Origin of the sequence: Synechococcus sp. BS55D (assembly GCF_004332415.1) — a bacterium.
Lineage (GTDB): Bacteria > Cyanobacteriota > Cyanobacteriia > PCC-6307 > Cyanobiaceae > Synechococcus_C.
Genome location: NZ_PHQT01000003.1, coordinates 191,328 through 211,760 on the forward strand (window position 1 = coordinate 191,328; position 20,433 = coordinate 211,760).

A 20,433-nucleotide genomic window follows, 5' to 3' on the forward strand; every position below is an offset into this window, starting at 1 on the left:
TAGCTACCCGTTGAGGCTTCAGGCAGTGGCGAGCAGAGCGCGGAGACCTTCGACATACAGCGTGCCTGTGCATAGCAAGGCGCTGGCCCAGCAGAGACCACGGAGGGGCGGCACATTGCCGACGTAGGCCCCGATGTAGAGGAGACGAAGGAGCGGCTGAAGCAAAGCCGCTGTGATCGCGGTGTTGGGAAGTGATCCGCTGTGCAGAGCTGCGATCACACAGAGCAGGGCAGCGGGAGCGTGGAGAGTGAAGGCTTCGAAGCTGTTCTGGTGGGCCCAGCTGGCCCGTCGTCCCCAAATGGGCAGGCGTTCGAACATCGCCCGGGGCGCACCCATGTCGGCCATGGTGAAATCCGCCTGGGAGCGGGCGGCTCCAAGGGGCACGATGCTTAGGACGACAACGGCCCCTGAAAGCAACACCGACCAGGCATAGGGTGCCGCGGAACTGGCGGTGAACAGGCTGGTCAAAGGCATCGGCGGCCGGTTGCAGTGCCCTTTTCTAAGCTGCGGGCAACCGGATGAATGCCATGGCCAGCACCTTTTCCTTTGATGTGGTCTCGGATTTCGACCGCCAGGAGCTGGTGAATACCCTCGACCAGGTGCGTCGGGATATCGGTACCCGTTACGACCTGAAGGACTCGGGAACGGAGATTGAGCTGGAGGAAACCGAGGTGGTGATCACCACCGCCAGCGATATGACGCTCCAGGCAGTGGAGGATGTGCTGCGTACCAAGGCCACGAAGCGCAATCTTTCCCTCAAGATCTTTGATTTCCAGACGCCGGAGGCCGTGGGTGGTAACCGGGTGAAGCAGGTGGTGAAATTGCGCAAAGGCCTCAGTCAGGAGATTGCTAAGAAACTGAGCAAGATTGTGCGCGATGAACTCAAGAAGGTGACGGTGGCGATTCAGGGAGAGAGCCTGCGCATCACCGGAAAGAGCAAGGATGACTTGCAACAGGCGATTCAGTTGCTGAAAACGAAGGAGGAGGAGTTGGATGTTCCCCTGCAGTTTGAGAACTATCGCTGAGAGAGCCTGGTTTGAATTCAGTTGAATTGTGTGCCCACCTGCACGGAGAAGCTGTTGTTGACTTTCGGTAGCGTTAACGAGTTGTAGATTGTTTTTCCGGTTAGTGCAGTGAAGAGCTTTTTGCTTCCAGTAGGGAAAATCTTTAAGGTGCCGCTGAAGGTGTTGCTTGGGGAGATGCCATTGAGGTAGGCCCCGTTGAACTGATTGCTTACCAGCAGGTTGAAGTGTTGATTTGGTGTCCAGTTCAAACTGGCCCGAGCACTGCCACCCGCCAGGTTGACTCCGCAGGTCGCCGAGGTGTCGCAGTTGCTGCCACCCCAGATGCTCTGGAGTGATGGGCCCGCCGACAGATTGATCGTGGTGGTTTTGGTCTTCACGACATCGATGCCAAGCCCAACGCTGTTCGTCAGGGTGTTGGAACCCACGTCATTGAGTGTGTCGTAATCAAAGACGCTGGCGGCGTAAGCATTCAAGCGGGGACTGAGCTGGCGGGTGTAGCGCAAGTTCGCATCACCCTGATTGGTGTCTGTTGTGTTTGTTGTCTCGCCGTTGTCTCGGGAGAGTTCAAGCTGGGCCTGGGCGGAGAAGCTCAGCTCCTCGTTGTTGGTTTTGTAGCGCGTAGCGAGGCTGGCCGTCCCCCCTGCTGAGAAGTCATTGTCGGAATTACTGCCATTGACACCGAGAGCCAAGCTGCCCGACCAAGGGGATGGTTTTGCGGTCGGTTTCAGGTCTGAGACCTGAATCTCCAGTCGCCCGAGGTTGGGGTGAAGAATCACCTTGACGGTTTCGGTGCTGTCTTCCGTGATCAGTGTTCCCGTCAGCTTGTCGCCGTTCTGAAGCAGCAGGGTCACACTTTCAGCATGGGCTTCGGCTGTTGCCGCAGTGATCGCTAGGCCTGCTGTCAGCAAGCAGTGAAAGAAGCAGGGGCGGCTGTCCAGGCAGATGAACGACAGGGAACTCTCCGTCAACGGCCGCATCTTTGCATGAGGTGTGTTGCAGTCTGCCTCTCATGCTCACCTTGCTCCGCTGACTTCCATGAAGGCGACCTGTGATCCTGGTCACAGGTTCAGATTGACCTGCACACCACCAATCCAGCTTCCGGGAACAGTGCCGCTGCCTGAGGGATTGATCAGCCACTGCATCAGTGGTTGCACCTGCACCACCTCAGAGATGTTGATGGAGTAGTTGAGTTCGATCACGCCTTCGTAGGTCAGTCCGGGGTTGAGTGTTGGGCTGAAGCTGTTGCGGGTGATACCCAGCGCAAGCACATCGTCCGGACGATTGGGCAGGACACCTTGGGAGAGCCAGCCCCCTGCGGCGAAGCTCGGCACAGGGTTCTTGGCGGGATCAAGGCCGAGATTGCCAGCCAGCCAGAGGCGGTTATCGATCCCGATCGGCAGGGTGACGGGCCAGGTGATCGTTCCATACACGATCCGGTTCAACCCTTCACCCAGCTCTGTGCCTGCGCTTCCTGGCCAGGCGGTGTTGGAGAGCATTCCGCCCAGCTGCAGCAGCGGTGCTGGCAGCTGTCTGGCCACCGTGGTGCCATCCCTGCCTTCGATCGGCGCCAACAGCTCCTTCCGATGGGCCAGAGGATTGAGACTCCACTCGAGCACCTGGACGCTGCCGCGCACATCAGGCTGCCCGGGATCCACGCCGAGGCTGGCGGCAATGGCCGTTTCAGAATCCAGGTTGTAGTAGCCGTAGCGCAGATCCCCTAGGGAGCTGCTGTGGGCAGCCACGGTGATCCCGGGAGCCACGAAAGGGTTGATTGGCACCCCGGGAATCGCCACGTTCAGGGTGTTGTTGAGGGTGGCGTTGGTGTAGTTGTCCAGGGCTGGTGCCGTCAGGAACTGAGGGCCAATCGACATCAGGCCCGCCTGGGCACTCCACCAGCCATCTCCTTGATTGCGGCTGACACTCGCCTGGGTGATCCAGGTGCCCACCGGATTCACGACCGTCTGAGGGTTGAAGAAGGAGCCCAGTTCAGTGGCGAGGTCAGGGTCGCCGGCGGCGTTGGTGAGCTCCAGGTTCACCTGCCAGTGGTCGATTTCGCGCCAGTTGCTTGTGTCTTTGCCCAGACCACTGCCGATCGTCAGTCCCACGACCGTCTGTTGGAACCAGGTAGCGGCTGATGGGTTCTCACCCCCAAGCAGCCCCCCCATGGGTTCTGTTGTGTAGTCGACGCTGAAGTCCACCCATTCAGGAAGCCCAAGCAGCGTCTGGATTGGTCCTGCCTGCGCTGGACAGCAGAGGTTGAGCAGCCCAATTGAAGAGGTCGCCAGAAGGCGCGTCAGAAGGCGCTGCATGAGTGAGGCACGATCGGCAGCGCCAGGATCTCAGCTCTCAGGCGATTTCGGCAAAACTCTCGCGGAAGGCCGCGAGGGTGGCATCGATGTCGGCATCGCTATGGGCCAGAGAGGTGAAGCCCGCCTCGAAGGCGCTCGGTGCGAGATAGACCCCTCGCTCGAGCATGGCGCGATGCAGGCGGCCGAAGCGCTCGGTATCAGCTGCCTTGGCTTCTTCGAAATTGCGAACCGGACCCTCGCAGAGGAAGAAGCCAAACATGGCGCTGACACTGCCGCCAGTGATCGGTAGTCCAGCTTCACGGCCCGCCTCGAGGATGCCCTGGATCAGGCGTTCGGTGCTGGCGGTGAGCTTCTCGTAGCTGCCGGGTTGCTTCAGCAGCTCAAGGGTCTTAATCCCGGCCGTCATCGCCAGGGGGTTGCCGCTCAGGGTGCCGGCCTGATACATCGGCCCCGCGGGAGCCACCATCTCCATGATCTCGCGGCGTCCGCCGTAGGCACCAACGGGCAGACCGCCACCAATCACCTTGCCCATGGTGGTGAGGTCGGGCGTGACACCGAAGTGGGCTTGGGCGCCGCCGTAGCTGATGCGGAAGCCGGTCATCACTTCGTCAAAGACGAGAAGAGCGCCGTGTTCCTTGGTGATCTCCCGGAGCCCTTCCAGGAACCCAGGTTCTGGTGTGATGAAACCAGCGTTGCCGACGATCGGCTCCAGGATCACTCCGGCAATGGCATCGGGGTTTTCAGCGAAAAGCTGCTTGACGGCCTCCAGGTCGTTGTAAGGGGCGGTGAGCGTGTTGGCCGTGGTGCTGCGGGGCACCCCCGGTGAGTCGGGCAGGCCAAGGGTGGCCACACCTGAACCGGCCTTGACCAGGAACATGTCCGCGTGGCCGTGGTAACAGCCCTCGAACTTGATCACCTTGTCGCGACCAGTGAAGGCGCGGATCAGACGCAGCACCGCCATGCAAGCCTCGGTGCCGCTGTTCACGAAGCGCACCATCTCGACGCTGGGCACTGCCTCGATCACCATCTCGGCGAGGGTGTTCTCCAGGGCGCAGGGAGCGCCAAAGCTGGTGCCCTTTTCGATGGCTTCCTGCAGGGCGCTGATCACTTCGGGATGGGCATGGCCGCAGATGGCCGGTCCCCAGCTGCCGATGTAATCGATGTATTTATTGCCATCCACATCCCAGGCATAGGAGCCCTTCACCCGGTCGAACACGATCGGCTGGCCGCCCACCGACTTGAAGGCGCGCACCGGAGAGCTCACGCCACCAGGCATCAGAGCCTGAGCGGCACTGAAGATGGCCTGGGAGCGGGAGGTGTTCAAGGTGGGAGCTGTCACGGGGACGGGAGCCAACGGGCTGATGCAAACCGTGGGCCATCCTGACCCAAAACGGTCAGATGCGTCTGATCTGTGACTCGAGGGGAGGCGTGCAGGGGCCATCAATGCCTAGGTTGGCTGCGAAATCGGTGGATCCCTTGTCACACGACTGGGCAGCTCTAGACAGTGATCTCAGCCGTCTGCTGCCACCGGATGCCCTTGTTCGTCGTCGTCAGGAGCTGCTGGCTTACGACTGTGACGGACTCACGATCGATCGTCAGGCTCCTCCCCTGGCGGTGCTTCCCAGGACCAGAGAACAGGTCGCTTCGATCCTGCGTTGCTGCCATCAGCACCGGATCCCTTTTGTGGCCCGCGGCAGTGGGACCGGGCTCTCGGGTGGTGCGCTCGTTGAGAGGGAGGCCCTGCTGGTGGTCACCAGCCGGATGCGTCGGATTCTTGCGGTGGATCTGCCGAATCAGACGATCACGGTGGAGCCGGGAGTGATCAATAGCTGGGTCACCCGCGCCGTGGCCGGGGATGGCTTTTATTACGCCCCGGATCCCTCCAGTCAGGTGGTTTGCAGCATTGGCGGCAATGTTGCTGAGAACTCTGGTGGGGTGCACTGCCTGAAGTACGGCGTAACGAGCAATCACGTCCTCGCGCTCGAGGTGGTGCTTCCCGATGGCACGGTCACACGGTTGGGTCGTGGATTGAGTGATGCCGCTGAACTGGATCTGCGTGGTGCCTTTATTGGCAGTGAGGGCACCTTGGGCATCGCCACGGCGATCACCCTGCGCTTATTGAGGGCTCCGGAGACCGTCTCGGTGCTTCTGGCCGATTTCCCCACCATGGAGTCAGCCGGCGAGGCGGTGCGACGGGTCACGGCCGCTGGGGTGCTGCCAGCGGGGATGGAGATCATGGACAACTTCATGATCAACGCCGTCAATGACCTGTTTGGGTATGACGAGTACCCCCGTGATGCAGCGGCGGTGTTGTTGATCGAGCTGGATGGTCAGGCTGAGGAGGTGGCAGTGGCTGCTGAACAGTCCGATGCCCTCTGCCGGGAGGCAGGGGCCCGGGGGGTGCGACGTGCCGATGATGCTGCCGATCGGGCCCAGCTCTGGAAGGGGCGGAAGTCGGCTTTTGCGGCCGTGGGTCAGATTTCGCCCACCTATTACGTGCAGGACGGTGTCGTGCCGCGAAGCAGCCTGCCGAGCGTGCTGGCAGCGATTGAGGGGCTCAGCAAGGAGCATGGGCTGCCCGTTGCCAACGTCTTTCACGCCGGAGATGGCAATCTCCATCCCCTCATCCTCTATCGGCGGGATGCACCCGGCGTAGATGCCAAGGTCAAGGCGCTGGGGGCAGCGATTTTGGAGGCCTGTCTTGCGGTGGGCGGCAGCATCACCGGCGAGCACGGGGTCGGTGCTGACAAGCGCTGTTACCTCGATTGGATGTTCTCTCCGGAGGATCTGGCCACGATGCGTCGACTGCGGCTTGCCTTCGATCCCAGTGGCCTGGCCAACCCAGGCAAAATCTTCCCGACTCCCAGCAGCTGCGCGGAGTCCGCTCGCCGGCGCGTCACGCTTTCAGCCCCTGCCCAGGGGGAGGGGGTGGAGCTGATCGCCTACTAGCCATTCCAGCCGTTGTCGTCCTCCTCATCGTCCTCCGGAGGCCAGCAAAGATCCACCATGACGGGTGCATGGTCGCTCGGTTGCTCACGGCCGCGCTCCCGCTTGTGAATGCCGCAGCCTCTGGCGAGGGCGAGCAGCTCCGGGCTGAGATAGATGTGATCGATTCGCCAGCCGCTGTCGCGATCCCAGGCGCCGCTCCGGTAGTCCCACCAGCTCCAGTGGCCGGCCTCTGGTTCGAAGACGCGGAACACATCCTGGAGGTTGTCGCCTAACGCGCTCCGTAAGGCTGTCCGCTCCGGCTCACTCGCCATGATCCCGCCGGTGAGCCGATCTGGATCGTGGATGTCCCGCGCTTCGAGGGCGATGTTGAAGTCCCCAACGACGCAAAGTGGTTCCTCTCGCGCCTGAATGGCCGCCAGATAGCGCTGCAGGCAAGCCAGCCAGCGAAGTTTGTAGGGGTATTTCTCTGACTTCAACCCCGAGCCGTTGGGCACATAGAGGTTCACCACGCGCACACCATCGAGCATTCCGCTGATCACCCGCTTCTGCTCCCCCAGTTCCAGAGCCTCCTCGTCCTCCTTCAGTTCGGCGCTGAAACCACAGCGCACATCGTCAAGCCCGGTGCGGCTCACCAAGGCCACGCCGTTGTAGGCCTTCTGGCCATGAATCTCCACGTGGTAGCCCTTGGCTGTGAAGGCCTCCAGGGGAAACTGAGGGTCATCGACCTTGGTTTCCTGAAGGCAGAGCAGATCGGGCTGGGCCTGATCCAGCCAGTGCAGCACATGCTCCAGGCGGGTGCGCACCGAATTCACATTCCAGCTGGCGATCTGCATGGGCATTCCGACGCGGTTGGAGACCCTTAGCATTGCCGCACCGTCGCAGGTCAACGATGTTGCGAGTGCTGCAGGCTCTGCAAGCCGCCGTTGCGGTGGTTGTCTTCACACCAGCTGTGTTCCTGGGGGGTGCAGCCCAGGCGCAGAGTCCTCTCGGTGGGTATCAGACCCAGCAGGAAAAGGAGATCTACAACACGGTTCCCGGCAACCGCGATAGCGGATCTCCTATCGAGGCAACCAATCCCATGGATCTGATGAATCGCCTGCGGCAGGCCACCTCCATGAACGACGCGACTGATCCGGCCGATGCGATCGATGCCGCACTCAAGGGGTATGCAACGGAGAATCCTGCTGTTGGTCCTGCGATGCGTCCTTGATGGACGCACCCTTGATCGTCACCGGCATGGCGATGCGCACTGGGGTGGTGCTGCGAGCTGACTCCAAGGCCCAGCGCGTGGCCAACCCCTGAAGCGGTCGTTGGCTTGATTCCTGAGCTGTCTGACGCTTGCTTGCCTGATGAAGCAGCTCCTGCGCTTCGGCGGATTTCCCCTGGTCTTGTCTCAGCAGCGCCAGGGCCAGGAGAGGACGCGCATCGTTTGGCGCGTCCTGGGCCAGGGTCAGGTAGGTGCCAGATGCATCCGTGAGCGAACCGGTCTGGCGCTGGAGATCAGCCAACAGCAATCCGAGGGGCACCCGCTGCTGTTTCGGGAGGCTTTGCACTCGGACCTTGATCAGCTCGATGGCCTCGTTGCCTTTGCCCTGGTTGAGATCTGTCAGCGCTTTCATCTGGAGCACGTCAGGCTCGTTGGGCTGAAGCCGTAGCAGCAAGTTCAGCTGCTGGTCGGCCGCTCGCCGCTGGCCTGCACGCAGCAGCAGCTGGCTGTAGAGCAGTCGCCAGCGCCAGTGTTTCGGTTGCTTTTCCAGCTGCTGACGCACCAGGCTGATCGCTTCGGGATGTCGGCCGAGGGCGATCAAGCGTTCAAGAAGTCTTCGCTCCTCAACGCCATCAAGGCTGCCTTTGCGCCGGCGGATCAGTAGCTCCTGGACCTCACGGTCGATCTGGGCTCTGGTGGCGGAGTGCAACGGGGGCGGTTGCAGCATCTGGGTGAGCATCCAGCCGCAGCCAGCCACCAGAACCAGCCCGGCACCCCATGCCCATGGGAACCATTGTTTTCGACTGTGTTGCCGGGCTGCCACGTCGCTTGGCTGGGTGGATGAAAGCGGTTTCAGTCTGGGGGGCTTCTCCTGTGCTGGCTACAGTTGTGATGGGCTTATGGATGCCCTTTTTTCTGATGCGCGACCATCCGATCCCCCCGGTCACCGAACCGCTCCAATACCGGGCCATCGGTCTCGTCCGCGCCACCTATCGGCCGGAAGATGACGATCAGTTCACCCGGGGCCTGCTGGTGGATGACCAGGGCCATGAGCTTGAAGCCGTCGTGCTCGGTCGGATGCTGACGCTGATGCGCCGTCATCTGGCCATGGATGTGCCTCACCTCTGGGTGGTGTATCCCCGGTCCCGAGAAGCGGGGCATCTGCACCTTCAGATTGCTGGGATCTGGGAACCCAGCACCCTCCAATCGGGCGATTCCGGCCAGGAAGCTCCTGAAGACTCCGCTGCTGCTGATCAACTTCCGGAGGGAGATGATTACTTTTCAATTCGCGGTGAATTGATCTTCACCAAACCGGAGACGGGAGATTTGGTGGTGAAAGTGCGTCAGCAGCCACGTGCTGACGGCAGTCGCCCCCTTCCGTTCAAACTGCAGCTCAAGGGGGAGATCCCTCTGGATGTTCTGCGCCACTTCGTCAGCCTGCAGGTGCGCCGTCAGGGGCAGGATCTGCATGTGGAGTCCCATGAGGTGATCGCTCCAATGCCGACCAGAGGTGGCAAAGGGCGGGGCGGAGCGGCTCGGAAGGGGGGAGGACGGAGCCGCCCACCGGCCCGCGCCTGATGGCGTCATCGCCCGTTTCCGCCAGCAGTGCCGGAGTGGCCGTGGCCGGGGCCACCGGTCTGGCTGTTTTTGGTCCGCTGCTCGGGCTTTCCCCCGCCTGGATCGCCCTCGGTCTTGGTGCTGGTTTGCTGGGGCTCACCCTTGATGCCTATCAGTGGCAAGGGCTGGGCGGCCATCTGCTGGCGGAATCCCTTCCAGGTGGTCGGGCTCGGTTGCGCCGAATCGCCAGCCACGAGGCGGGCCATTTGCTGGTGGCGCAGGCGGAGGCCCTGCCCGTGCTTCGGGTGCTGGTGGGGACCCGCGCCTGTCTGCAAGCGGGGCTCCGGAGCAATGGAGCCACGGAATTCGCCTTGCCTGAGTCGGTGCGTATGCCCTTGGAGGATCTGCGGCGCTGGAGTCGCGTGCTGCAGGCTGGAATCGCGGCGGAGACCCTGCTCTACGGCAAGGCCCGCGGTGGAGCCGATGATCGGGCCTTGCTCGGACGGCTCTGGGGGCTGTCTGGCCACGATGTCGACACAGCGCAACGGGAACAACGCCGCGCCCGACGGGAGGTGGATCAGCAGCTGAGGCGAGAGCAGCCTCAGCTCGAGCTGCTGCGCGATCAGCTGCTCGCAGGACCCGTCAGCCTCCAGGCCACGGATGAGATCAGTGGCGATGGCCTAAGCGATGGCTGAGCTTCTGGTCGACTGCCCCACGGGTCTGGCGGGGGACATGCTCCTGGCGGCTTGTTTGGATCTCGGCGTGCCCAGGGCTGTGGTGATGGAACCTTTGGCCGTGCTCGGTCTGACCGATGCCTTTGAGCTCCGGGTTGAAGAGGCCAGCAGCGGTGGTTTGCGAGGTCTGCGCCTAGCGGTGGACCTCACCTCTGAACCGCAGCCCCATCGCCGCTGGGGGGATCTGCGCCAGTTGATCGAGGGAGCCGCTCTGGCGATGCCCCTCAGAGATCGGGTTCTGGCGGTGTTTGCGGCCCTGGCCGCGGCCGAGGCCAGAGTTCACGGCGTGAGCGAGGACCAGGTGCACTTCCACGAGGTGGGAGCCATCGACAGCCTTGTGGATGTGGTGGGGGTCTGTGCCGCTCTGTTGCATCTGGCTCCGGAGCGCCTGCTTTGTAAGCCGCCGCCGGCCGGCCGTGGTTCGGTGGCCACCGCCCATGGGCGTTTGCCGGTACCGGTGCCGGCGGTGTTGGAGTTGGCCCGTTGCCATCACCTACCGCTCCGGGGCGGTGAGGAGTGCCCTGAAGGAGAGCTCACCACCCCCACTGGCCTGGCGTTGATGGCGGTGCTGGCTGATGCCTTTCAGGAGCCTCGAGCGTTCACCGTGGAGGCGGTGGGGGTGGGGCTGGGCCAGCGTCGTCTTGACCGTCCAAACCTGTTGCGCCTGATTCGCTGCTCCACCCAGTCGGCCGCCGCACCGGAGGCCCACTGGCAGGACCTGATTCAGCAGGAGGCCTGGTTGGATGATCAGACCCCAGAAGATCTGGCGGTGCTGGCTGAGCGACTGCGTCAGGCGGGTGCCCTGGAGGTGAGCACCACTCCGATACAGATGCAGAAGGGCCGCCAGGGAATGGCAGTCACCGCCTTGGTGCATCCCTCCCAGGCTCCGTTGCTGCGACGGTTGTGGCTCAGCGACAGCCCAACCCTGGGATTGAGGGAGCGTCCTCAGGGACGCTGGGTGCTCGCCCGCCGGTCCGGTCATTGCCCCTCCCCCTGGGGAGCCGTGCGTGTCAAGCAGGTGCGGCGGCCTGGTGGTGATTGCACCATCAAGGTGGAGCATGACGAACTCAGACGGCTCAGCCTTCAGTCGGGTCAGACCCTTGATGCAGTTCGGCAGGTGGTTTTGTCAGCGGCGGACTGCTTTGAGCCCGAGGAGGACTGGCAATGGTGAAACGTTGGCTCGACCAGGCCAAGCGGGTGTTTCAGACCAAGCGGGGGCTGCCCGGAGGCCTGCGGCTCTGGGTGACTCTGGCAAGCCTGGCCTTCATTGTTTGGGCGCTTGCGGGGCATATCCAAGGCCTCAGGGAGCTCAGGCTTAGTAGCCGCGGTTGGTGGTGGCTGGTGTTGGGGCTGGGCCTGAGTTGGCTGAGCTTGGTGGTCAATGGCTTGGCGTGGCGCACCCTGATCGACTGGCTTGGCCACAGGCCCGGCGACCTTGCCCTGGTGCCTCTCTACCTCCGCAGCAATCTGCTCAAGTACCTGCCCGGCGGCATCTTCCATTTCCTCGATCGTCTGCGGGCGCTTCAGCCCAAGCTCGGCACCAACCGAGCCCTGGTGTCGGTGCTGTTGGAACCGATGCTGATGGCCGTGGCTGCCCTGCTTTGGGTGCCCTTCGGTGGCTGGCAGGGGGGGCTCGCCCTGCTGACACCCCTGCCGGCCCTGCTCTTGCTGCCCCGTTGGCGGGAACCACTGCTGCAGCGTCTGGAGCGGGCGAAGTGGAAGCAGCTGCAGCGGGCCGCTCCGGAGCTCGGGGGTGCAGACCCTGGTGTCCTGGGCAGTGGCCGTCGTGGGTATCCCTGGGGGCCGCTGGCCATGGAGCTGCTGTTCGTGCTCTGCCGTTTCGGTGGTTTCTGGTGCTGCGTGAAGGCCTTTGCGCTGGCGGATGGGCATCCGATCGGGGTCTGGCTGGCGGGCTTCGCGCTGGCTTGGACCGTCGGGCTGGTGGTACCCGCTGCCCCGGGGGGGCTCGGGGTGTTTGAGGCCGTGCTGATTCTGCGCCTGGGGGCCATCGTGCCGGAGGCGCCGCTTCTTGCTGTGGCGCTGTCCTATCGATTGATCGTCACCCTTGCCGACGCACTGGCGGCAGGCGCAGTTGTGCTCGATGAGCGCCGACCCTTAACCAGGGGTTTGCTTCGGGTTGGCGATCGCTGAGCAGCATGCCGTGGTGGTGTTGCGCTTCTCGTGAAACACAAGCATTCCGTTCAGGCTTACATCGAGGATGTTCCCGTTTGGGATGACGGGTCGCCGCTGGCTGGCCCACCGCTCTCTTCGATGCAGTGGCTGGTCTGGTCCCTGGCCACGGCGGGCAAGTTTTTCGAGGGGATGATCGTGTTCATGCAGGGGGTGGGATTACCCCTGATCACCAGGGAGTTCAGCCTTACCGATTTCGACAAGGGTCTGGTGACGGCGGCCACCCTGGCCGGAATCCTCGTGGGTGCGCTGCTGCTGGGGGGGCTGGCTGATCGGCTTGGGCGCAAACCCGTTTTCATCGGTGAGATGGTGCTGCTGCTGATCGCGCTCTTGGTGGCTTCAGCGGCGCCCTCGAAGGGCGTGTTGATCGCCAGTTTGTTTGTGATCGGGCTGTCGCTTGGGGCTGACTATCCCACGGCTCATCTGGTGATTTCGGAGAGCATCCCGGCCTCGATCAGGGGCCGACTGGTGCTCGGCGCTTTCAGCTTCCAGGCCATCGGTGCCGTGCTCGGGACGGCGATCGCATCGATTGTGCTCGGCTCGATGGCGTCATCGCCCGATGCGCTCGATGCCTGGCGGATTTTCTTCCTGGTGCCGGTGGTGCCCGTGGCTGCCGTGATTTGGGGGCGTCTCTTTCTGCCTGAGAGCAGTCATTGGCTGGTCAGCCGCGGTCTGCCCGAGAAGGCAGAGAAGCAGCTGCGCAAACTGCTGAATCGTCAGAACCTCACCCTTGCCGGTGTGGACCGCCTTGAGGAGATCGACGCCCAGCAGCGCAGCCATGACTGGACCAAGTTGTTTCGGGGCAAATATCTGCGTTCGACGATCCTCACCTCGGTGCCCTGGTTCCTGCAGGATCTCTCCACTTACGGGATCGGCATCTTCACGCCGGTGATCATCGCCACGGCTTTTGGGGCCCAGAGCCATGAGCACACTGTTTCGGCCCTGATTCACAACGACATGATCGGTGCCCGGGGCACGGCGTTGATCGATGTGGGATTCCTGGTGGGCATCGCTGTGGCGATCCTGCTGGCGGATCGCTGGGGGCGCATCCCGCTTCAGGTGACGGGGTTTGTCGGTTGTGCGGCTGGTCTCTTCATTGCGGGCCTTGGCGGCAGCGGCTCCACCATCAACCTGCCGCTGGTGGTCGCAGGGTTCCTGTTGTTCCAGTTCATGACCAACTTTGGCCCCAATGCCACCACCTATCTGTTGGCAGGCGAGGTGTTCCCCACCAAGATTCGTGGCCTCGGGGCTGGTTTCGCTGCGGCCAGCGGCAAGGTTGGTGCCGTGTTGACTGCGTTCTTTTTTCCCACTCTGCTTCAGGTGTGGGGCACGGAAAAGCTGCTGATGGTGTTGGTGGTGACCTCCCTGCTCGGTGCTGTGGTCACTTGGATTTACCGGATCGAGCCCAAGGGCCGCGATATGGAGAGCATCTGAGGCGCAGTTGTTGCGTTCAGAGCTTTTTGATCAACAGCCTTCTCACGCATTAACAGCCTTCCCTCGCACAGGGACTTGCCGGGCTCTCGATCTGGATCGTGCAATGGTTGATTCCGAGGTCGGCCAAGGCATGGTTGGCCTCCTGGAGTAGGCGGTCGTCGTTCCAGGCGTGATCCGCCGGACGGACCAGATGAACGGTGAGGGCCACCCGGGAGCCTCCCATCGACCAGATGTGCAGGTGATGGAGTGCTTCCACGGCGCCGAGGCTTCGCAGCGTTTCGCGCACGGCATCGGCATCGATGCGGTTCGGAACCGCATCCAGGCTTTCGGCCAGCGAATCCCGCAGCAGCCGCACCCCCAGCCAGGCCACACTCAGCCCGACCCCAAGGCCGGTGAGCGGATCCAGCCAGGTCCAGCCCGTGGCTCCCGCTAGCAGGGCGCTCAACAGCACGGCCGCCGAGACCGCCGCATCACTGAGCAGGTGCAGGACGGCGGCACGACGGTTGAGGTCATGCTGATGGTGATGGCCAAACAGCCGCGCTGAAACGAGATTCACCACCAGTCCGGCTGAGGCTGCCCAGGCCACCGGGCCTGCCACCAGCGGTTCTGGTCGGCCGAAGCGCTGAATGGCTTCCACGCACACCACCGCTGACGCCATCAGGATCAACACCGCATTGCTGACTGCCGCCAGTTGGGTGGACCGTCCGAATCCGTAGCTGAACCGTTCGGTGGGTGGGCGTCGGCTCAGGTGCTCAGCCCCCCAGCCCAGCAGCAAGCCGGCCACATCGCCGAGGTTGTGGAGGGCATCGCCGATCAGCGCGATGGATCCGAAGGCGATCCCCACCACGATCTGCAGACCGCTCAGCCCGCCATTGAGGAGCACTGTGAGCCTGAAGGCATCGCGACGGCCACCCGAGCCGTGATCATGGTGGTGATGATGGGCCACGCATCCCGTGCCGCTTTCCCTGATCCTGCCCTGTCCGCCCGAGGCCGGCTGGGAATTGATCCGCAGGCAGGAGTTGCCGCGTGCTGCAGATGATGGCTTGCCCCTCGGTGGGTTCTCAGCGATTGCCTACCAGCCGGAAGCCGATCGTTTCTGGCTGCTCAGTGATGCCCCCCAGGGGCATTTGGTGCCCTTTGGTGGTGTGGCCCGCTGGATCCGCGCCGGCACGCCTCTGCAGCTGGGGACGCGTCTGCTCCTTCGTGATGGTGGCGGTGAGCCCCTGCCCAGGCGTTTCGATGGGGAGGGGCTTGTCTTGCGGGGCGATCAGGCTTGGATCGTGAGCGAGGGCAGGCGCAGCAAGCGTTGGCAGGGCCAGCGTCCTCCTCAGCTGCTGCGCTTCTCGATGGCTGATGGTCGTCTGCAGCAGGAGGCAGCCCTGCCAGTGGCCTGGCGCTTTGCCCCCGGTCGGGGCCTGGAGTCGAACAAGGGACCGGAGGCGCTCAGCCGCGACCCTTATGGCGGTTTGCTCCTGGGGGCTGAGGCTCCTCTGAGACAGGACAGGACACAGGACGATGTCGACGTTGTGCGGCTTGCCCGCCGCGCACCCGATGGGCAGATGCAGGAGCTCGGCCGGTTGTCGATCGGTCCTGCCGGAAGCGCCAGCTTGCGCTCTCAGGGGCTCACCGAACTGCTCACCCTGAAACAGCCGCGTGGCCTCCTGGCCTTGCTGCGCAGCTACGTTCCGCCCTCTGCCTGGACGGCTCAGCTGCAGTGGTTGCCTTGGCCGGACGGACCGGCTGCACCACCGCTTCGCCCACTGGCGGGCTGGGATCTTCTGGCCTCAGGTCTGCCGCCGGACAACTGGGAGGGCATGACCTGGGGGCCGCGGCTGGCTGATGGTCGTCGGGCTCTTGTGCTGGTGAGCGACGACAACTTCAATCCTGCTCAGCGAAGCTGGGTTGCGGTGCTGGCGCCACGGCGTACTGCAGCTTGCAGCTCTGTGGCCCTGCCGCCTGTTCCCTCCTTCTGATTCGCTTCTCTCCCCATGCGCCGTCGCTCTGTGCTCAGCCTGCTCGGCCTCGCTGGGGCCGGACTGTTGGCCAGTCGCACCGAAGCCCAAAGCCTTGGTGTGCCGAAACCTCTGGCGAAAACTCTTGGGAAAACCAAAACAGTGCAGGCCGGGACCTGGCCCTTTCAGCCTGTGCCGACCCCCCTGCCGGTGAGCAGCGATGGTCTGGCGGCGCCTCAGCAGCAGCAGCATTACCGGCAGCTGGCGATCGAGGATCGTCTGGTGGTGCCGGAGGGGTTTCGCAGCGATCTGCTCGCCGCCTGGGGGGATCCCCTGGCGCAGGGTCGCTTTGGCTTCAACAACGACTACCTGGGCTTTGTGCCGCGTGGGGAGAACGAGGCGCTTCTGGTCGTGAACTTCGAATACATCAGCCCGCTTCCCTGGGTCGATGGCTTTGCAGAGGTGGTGGATCAGCCCTTGCCCTGGCAGGCACTGGTGTCGGCCCTGGCAGCTCGTGATGGTCTGATCGATGCCAGCCGCCTCCCCGCCGATGACCCTCTGCTGGGCCAGATCCGCGCGGTGACCGATCAGGCGATGGCGGATCTGGGTGTGGGGGTGATCCACCTGCAGCGCGATGGTCAGGGGATCTGGCGACGGAGCGTTGACCGCCGGGAACGGCGGGTGGATGGGCTGGCCGGCTGGCGAGATCCCGCCCAGCGCCTGCAGGCCACAGGGCCGGCCACGGCGGTGTTCGCAGCACCCCAGCGTCTGGGTTACGACGATGGCCTAGGGGTGGCGGTGATCGGTACCTTCGCCAACTGCGCCGGTGGCACCACCCCTTGGGGCACAGTGCTGAGTGCAGAGGAGAACTTCCAGTCGCAGGTGCCGGAGGCTGTGTACGCCGATGGCAGCGCCTCGGAACCCGGGGCCATGCCACTGGTCTGCCGGGCCGGCGCCCTGGCAGGCCTTGGCAATCCCTACGGGCTGGCGGGCAACAAGTACGGCTGGATGGTGGAGCTCGATCCGTCGGATCCCGGCTCGACTGTGCGAAAGCACACGGCCCTGGGTCGCTTCCGCCATGAGGCGGTGGCGATTCGGGCCACGGCCGGTGAGCCACTGGTGGTCTATTCCGGCTGTGACCGCAGGGGTGGCCACCTTTACCGCTTCGTGAGTGAGGGGCGCGTGACGCGCCCGGAGGATCCCGCTAACTCCCGCCTGCTGGAGGCGGGGGAGCTCCAGGTGGCCCGTTTTGCTGCTGATGGCACCGGCGAATGGTTGCCCTTGCTGCCGCAGACATCGGTGCAGCCGTTTGCGCCAGGGCGGTTTCAGGCGGCTGGCCTCAGCTGTCCAGTGGAACTGCCCCATTCCGACCGTGCTCGCGCCGGTGCCGAGCTGTTCCGTGACGATGCGGCGGTGGCTGCCTATGCCCGGCGGTTCTCCACCCTGGCGGACCTCTATCGCGGCGATGGGGAGGCCTTGCAGGGCGCGATCTTGATTGATGCCCATCTGGCTGCCTCGGCCATCGGTGGAACCCCCACGGCCCGTCCGGAAGATACGGAGATCGATCCGATCACAGGGGATCTGCTGGTGGCGTTCACCTCTGGTGCTCCTGGCAGTAGCGGCGGTGCCGACCCGGCGATCTTCAGCGGTCCCAGGGGTGAGGCCAGTTGGGGCCATGGCTGGGTCATGCGCCTGAGTGATGAATCCTCCCGGTTCCGTTGGCGCATGGCCGTGACCGGAGGGGAGCCCTGGGCCGGTGGACTTGGTTTCACCAACCCCGACAACCTGGCGATTGATCGCGGGGGCAACCTTTGGATCGTGACGGACCGCTCCACGAAGTCCGCCGCCAGTGATCAATTCGGCAATAACAGCTGCTGGTTCATCCCCCGTTTGGGGGATGGGGAGTCAGCGGCTTGCTTTGCGATCGGTCCGATGGAATCTGAGCTCACCGGAGTCTGCCTCGATCGGCAGGAGCGGGCCCTGTTTCTGGCGGTGCAGCACCCCGGTGAGGTGAACGGGCGCCGTCTGGCCGGTGCTGAGGAGTATCAGGCCCACCGTCTTCAAGACCGAGATGGCGTCACGATCGAGCAGCTTCGCCGGGTGCCTTTGGGTTCCAATTGGCCTTCACAGGCGCCGGGGCGCCCTCCCCGTCCAGGGGTGGTGGTGGTGCAGCGCCTCGACGGTCAACCTCTGCTGGGTGCTTGATCCCGCTGCTGCCGTTCCAGGCCTGGGATCAAGGCCAGGGAGGCAACAAGACCCAGAAGCAGGATCATCAGAGCGGGCCAGAGGGCGGCGGCCAACCGTTCATCGCTGGCGTACTGAAACACCCGCACAGACAGGGTGTCGAAATCGAAGGGGCGCAGGGCGAAGGTGAGGGGCAGCTCCTTCACCGTGTCGACGAACACCAGGAGTGCTCCGACCGCCATGGGGCCACGCAGCAGGGGGAGATGCACCCGCTGGAGCACATCTGGCCAGCGGCAGCCCAGGCCTGTGGCCGCTTCATCAAGGCTGGGGGAGAGGCGCTCCAGGGCAGCGTCCAGCCCGCCTTTGGCGACGGCCAGAAAGCGGTCGCAGTAGCCCCAGAGCAACAAGAGCAGAGGAGCGAGACGCCAGGGACCGCCTAGGAGCAGCAGGGCGAGGGCGAGCACAGCTCCGGGAACGGCATAGCCCATGCCAGCGAGAAAGGTCAGGCTGCGCAGCCATGGAGCGCTGCTCCAGCGTTTGGCGATGGCCAGCACCAGGGCTGCCGTGAGGGCTAGCCCAGCTGCCGCGAGGGCAAGGCCGAGGCTGCGTCCAGCCAGCAGCAACAGTTCAGCACTGAGCCCTGACTTCAGCTGATCAACGTTGACAGCAGCCCAGAACAGCGGGATTCCCAGGCTGAGCAGTGGGGGGACCAGGGCCAGGGCCTGGGCTGCAAAGGCGCGCTGACCCTGCAGGGGCCAGGCGGGTGATTCACCGCCGGCCACCCCATCCGACCAGCGACGACTGCGTCGTCGCAACCGCCGTTCACCCACCAGCAACACCATCACGATCGCCAGGGTGATCAGGGCAAGACCCACGGCACCGGTGGGATTTCCCTCCGCTTGCCAGGCCTGGAGGATTCCGGCCGAGAGGCTGGGGATGCCGAGCAGCTGCACGGCGCCAAGTTCGTTCACCACCTCCATGCCCATCAGGGCAATCCCGGCACCGATGGCTGGGAGGGCCATGGGAAGGGCGATCCGTCGGAAGCTGTTCCAGGGGCCGACCCCCAGGCAGCGGCAGGCCTCCAGTTGGCGACGCCCGCAGATCGTGAAGCTCTCGGTGCTGAGCAGAAAAACGTAGGGGTAGGTGCTGAGGGCCATCACAAGAACCCCCCATCCCAGTCCATGGATGCGGAGGCCCTGGCGGCTTCCCAGGTCGATCAGGGTGGCGGCAAGCAGATAGGAGGGGCTGGCCAGGGGGAGGAGCTGGGCGATCCGTAACAGTCGTCGACCCGGAAAACGGCAGTTCGCCAGGAGCCAGCCATTGGCTGTTCCCAGCAGCCCTCCCAGGAGCGCTGTGCCCAGGAGCAGCAGGGTGGTTCCCCGCAACTGCAGGCCCCCGTCAGCTCCAAGCCGGGCGGAACCGTTGGTCAGCCCCTGCAGGCCCTCGCGCAGCAGCCCGGCCACAGGCCACAGCGCCAGCAGGGCGAGCAGCAGGGCGCCTGCGCTCAGCAGACGCCGACCAGGCCGCCAAGGCCCCCCTTGGGTTGCGGTCAGCCTTGAGCTGCTCATTGCCAGCCGTTGGCCGTCATCAGTTCGAGCGCCTTGCCATTGAGTTCACCGAGACGGGCGGCGGAAACATCAGCTTGCCGGAACGGACCCCAGGCCTTCAGCACTGGGTCATCGCCAAAGCCTTTGATCGGATATTCATGGTTGGCGGCTGCGTAGCCCCCTTGGGCCTGATTGGAGGCAAGAAATTCAAGGAAGCGACGGGCTGCCGCTGGCTGGCGACTGCCGCGGGTGACGCCGGCCCCGGTGATGTTGACGTGAACCGGGTCGGGCCAGACCACCTTGACCTTGGTGGAGAGGCTGCGATCGGTCTCCCCTGAGTCGCCTGCCTGCAGTCGGCCCAGGTAGTAGCTGTTGGCCAGGGCGACACCGCAACGCCCCTGGGCCACGGCCCTGATCATGGGGGTGTCACTGCTGAAGACCGGCTGCGCCAGATTGGTCACCATGCCGCGGATCCAGGCGGCTGTGGCTGCTTCTCCTTGGCGATCGAGCACAAAGGCCACCAAAGACTGGTTGTAGACGCTGCGGCGATTGCGCAGGCAGAGGCGGCCCTTGAGGGCGGGCTGGGCCAGCTTCTCGTAGCTGTCGACCTCGGAGGGCTGCAGAGCCGCCGGGTTGATCATTGGGGCACGCAGGCGGCGGGTGAGGCCAAACCAGCGGTTCGCTGGATCCCGCAGATCGGCCGGGATCGCCGATTTGAGCTTGTCTGAATCCACGGCTTGGAACAGGTCCAGGTCGGCCGCACGATCCAGGCGCGCTGCATCGGCAAGGATCAGCACGTCTGCCGGCGATTCCGATCCCTCGGAGCGAAGCCGCTGAATCAGGGCGTCGTCCTTCGCTTCCAGCAATTTCACCTTGATGCCGGTTTCGGTGGTGAAGCGGTCGTAGAGCGCCTGGTCGGTGTTGTAGTGGCGACCGGAGTACACGCCGATTTCCTGTTCGCTTCGGTTGCCGCAGGAGGCCAGTAGCCCTGAGCTGAGCAGTAGCAAGGCAAAGGCTGAGAGGCGACCCATCCGGGCTTTATTGAGACTGATCCGCATTTGCGAATGGTTGCTGGTTGCGAATGATACTCAATAGCCCTCTCCGGCGGCGGGCAAAAAAAATCCCCGCTTTGGCGGGGATTTGAGGTGGGGCTCTCAGGGCTCAGCGGCGCTGCTGACGAACCGGAATCGGAACCAGGGCGGGCTCCATCAGGCCGCCTCCACTGTTGTCATCGTCGGAATCCACCAGAAGCCAGAAGGCAACACCTAGCGCGATGAGCAGGGTGCCTGCAGTGAGAAGTTCAACCATTCCCTCTCCCGGTAGAAGGCCACCCTAATCACCTTCG

At 63.9% G+C, this 20,433-nt stretch carries 20 protein-coding genes; 10 read left to right on the forward strand and 10 right to left on the reverse strand.

What is annotated here, in order from left to right:
* Window positions 1-18: 18 nt before the first annotated feature.
* A complete protein-coding gene (locus tag CWE16_RS07870) occupies window positions 19-474 on the reverse strand; it encodes an MAPEG family protein (protein ID WP_131594452.1) in 456 nt (151 codons plus the stop codon).
* A gap of 53 nt (window positions 475-527) precedes the next feature.
* Here CWE16_RS07870 and CWE16_RS07875 point away from each other — a divergent pair, with 53 nt between their 5' ends.
* Entirely contained in the window at window positions 528-1,025 is a 498-nt protein-coding gene (locus CWE16_RS07875) for a YajQ family cyclic di-GMP-binding protein (protein WP_131454578.1), read from the forward strand.
* Window positions 1,026-1,042: 17 nt separating this feature from the next.
* Here the strand turns inward: CWE16_RS07875 and CWE16_RS07880 are convergent, their stop codons facing one another.
* From CWE16_RS07880 to hemL, 3 genes are all read right to left on the reverse strand, one after another.
* A complete protein-coding gene (locus CWE16_RS07880; RefSeq protein ID WP_161567575.1) occupies window positions 1,043-1,993 on the reverse strand; it encodes a DUF481 domain-containing protein in 951 nt (316 codons plus the stop codon).
* 90 nt (window positions 1,994-2,083) lie between these two features.
* Window positions 2,084-3,334, reverse strand: a complete 1,251-nt coding sequence (locus CWE16_RS07885; protein ID WP_131594456.1) for a carbohydrate porin — start codon at window positions 3,332-3,334, stop codon at window positions 2,084-2,086.
* A gap of 37 nt (window positions 3,335-3,371) precedes the next feature.
* Entirely contained in the window at window positions 3,372-4,673 is a 1,302-nt protein-coding gene (gene hemL / locus CWE16_RS07890; RefSeq protein WP_131594458.1) for a glutamate-1-semialdehyde 2,1-aminomutase, read from the reverse strand.
* Window positions 4,674-4,810: 137 nt separating this feature from the next.
* Between hemL and CWE16_RS07895 the strand changes: the two genes are divergently transcribed.
* Entirely contained in the window at window positions 4,811-6,283 is a 1,473-nt protein-coding gene (locus CWE16_RS07895) for an FAD-linked oxidase C-terminal domain-containing protein (protein ID WP_131594460.1), read from the forward strand.
* Here CWE16_RS07895 and xth read toward each other — a convergent pair.
* On the reverse strand, window positions 6,280-7,116 hold the full coding sequence (gene xth / locus CWE16_RS07900; RefSeq protein WP_131594873.1) for an exodeoxyribonuclease III: 837 nt from the start codon (window positions 7,114-7,116) through the stop codon (window positions 6,280-6,282). The two genes, CWE16_RS07895 and xth, sit on opposite strands and share 4 nt — an antisense overlap.
* A gap of 56 nt (window positions 7,117-7,172) precedes the next feature.
* On the opposite strand from xth, the gene CWE16_RS07905 reads away from it, so the two are divergent.
* Window positions 7,173-7,493 (forward strand): hypothetical protein, encoded by a 321-nt coding sequence (locus CWE16_RS07905; RefSeq protein WP_236629644.1) that lies wholly within the window; start codon window positions 7,173-7,175, stop codon window positions 7,491-7,493.
* Here the strand turns inward: CWE16_RS07905 and CWE16_RS07910 are convergent.
* A complete protein-coding gene (locus CWE16_RS07910) occupies window positions 7,441-8,247 on the reverse strand; it encodes a tetratricopeptide repeat protein (RefSeq protein WP_153188431.1) in 807 nt (268 codons plus the stop codon). The two genes, CWE16_RS07905 and CWE16_RS07910, sit on opposite strands and share 53 nt — an antisense overlap.
* Before the next feature lie 161 nt (window positions 8,248-8,408).
* On the opposite strand from CWE16_RS07910, the gene CWE16_RS07915 reads away from it, so the two are divergent.
* From CWE16_RS07915 to CWE16_RS07935, 5 genes are read left to right on the forward strand one after another with little or no spacing between them, the layout of a single operon-like run.
* Window positions 8,409-9,068: a hypothetical protein gene (locus tag CWE16_RS07915; RefSeq protein ID WP_131594877.1), complete on the forward strand. Its 660-nt coding sequence runs from the start codon at window positions 8,409-8,411 to the stop codon at window positions 9,066-9,068.
* A complete protein-coding gene (locus tag CWE16_RS07920) occupies window positions 9,068-9,742 on the forward strand; it encodes a hypothetical protein (protein WP_131594463.1) in 675 nt (224 codons plus the stop codon). The genes CWE16_RS07915 and CWE16_RS07920 overlap by 1 nt, the downstream gene beginning before the upstream one ends.
* A complete protein-coding gene (locus CWE16_RS07925) occupies window positions 9,735-10,952 on the forward strand; it encodes a LarC family nickel insertion protein (protein ID WP_131594465.1) in 1,218 nt (405 codons plus the stop codon). The genes CWE16_RS07920 and CWE16_RS07925 overlap by 8 nt, the downstream gene beginning before the upstream one ends.
* Window positions 10,946-11,932, forward strand: coding sequence for a lysylphosphatidylglycerol synthase domain-containing protein (locus tag CWE16_RS07930; RefSeq protein ID WP_131594467.1), 987 nt, complete (start codon window positions 10,946-10,948; stop codon window positions 11,930-11,932). Before CWE16_RS07925 ends, CWE16_RS07930 begins: the two co-directional genes overlap by 7 nt.
* A 30-nt stretch (window positions 11,933-11,962) precedes the next feature.
* On the forward strand, window positions 11,963-13,405 hold the full coding sequence (locus CWE16_RS07935; protein WP_131594469.1) for an MFS transporter: 1,443 nt from the start codon (window positions 11,963-11,965) through the stop codon (window positions 13,403-13,405).
* A gap of 49 nt (window positions 13,406-13,454) precedes the next feature.
* Here CWE16_RS07935 and CWE16_RS07940 read toward each other — a convergent pair whose 3' ends face one another.
* The gene (locus tag CWE16_RS07940; RefSeq protein ID WP_131594471.1) at window positions 13,455-14,351 is read right to left on the reverse strand and encodes a cation diffusion facilitator family transporter; all 897 of its coding nucleotides are present in this window, start codon (window positions 14,349-14,351) and stop codon (window positions 13,455-13,457) included.
* Window positions 14,352-14,358: 7 nt separating this feature from the next.
* Between CWE16_RS07940 and CWE16_RS07945 the strand changes: the two genes are divergently transcribed.
* Both CWE16_RS07945 and CWE16_RS07950 read left to right on the forward strand, forming a co-directional pair.
* Window positions 14,359-15,378 carry an esterase-like activity of phytase family protein gene (locus tag CWE16_RS07945; RefSeq protein WP_236629645.1) on the forward strand — a complete coding sequence of 340 codons (1,020 nt, stop codon included), beginning with the start codon at window positions 14,359-14,361 and terminating at the stop codon, window positions 15,376-15,378.
* Between the two features lie 15 nt (window positions 15,379-15,393).
* Window positions 15,394-17,562 carry a PhoX family protein gene (locus CWE16_RS07950; RefSeq protein ID WP_131594473.1) on the forward strand — a complete coding sequence of 723 codons (2,169 nt, stop codon included), beginning with the start codon at window positions 15,394-15,396 and terminating at the stop codon, window positions 17,560-17,562.
* On the opposite strand, the gene CWE16_RS07955 is transcribed toward CWE16_RS07950, so the two are convergent.
* The 3 genes from CWE16_RS07955 to CWE16_RS12130 all read right to left on the reverse strand — a co-directional run bounded on the left by CWE16_RS07955 (window position 17,541) and on the right by CWE16_RS12130 (window position 20,396).
* Window positions 17,541-19,109 carry an ABC transporter permease gene (locus CWE16_RS07955; protein WP_131594475.1) on the reverse strand — a complete coding sequence of 523 codons (1,569 nt, stop codon included), beginning with the start codon at window positions 19,107-19,109 and terminating at the stop codon, window positions 17,541-17,543. The two genes, CWE16_RS07950 and CWE16_RS07955, sit on opposite strands and share 22 nt — an antisense overlap.
* Complete coding sequence (locus CWE16_RS07960) at window positions 19,106-20,146, reverse strand: extracellular solute-binding protein (RefSeq protein ID WP_131594477.1); 1,041 nt, start codon at window positions 20,144-20,146, stop codon at window positions 19,106-19,108. Before CWE16_RS07960 ends, CWE16_RS07955 begins: the two co-directional genes overlap by 4 nt.
* A 103-nt stretch (window positions 20,147-20,249) precedes the next feature.
* A complete protein-coding gene (locus CWE16_RS12130; RefSeq protein WP_164498731.1) occupies window positions 20,250-20,396 on the reverse strand; it encodes a hypothetical protein in 147 nt (48 codons plus the stop codon).
* Between the last annotated feature and the right edge of the window lie 37 nt (window positions 20,397-20,433).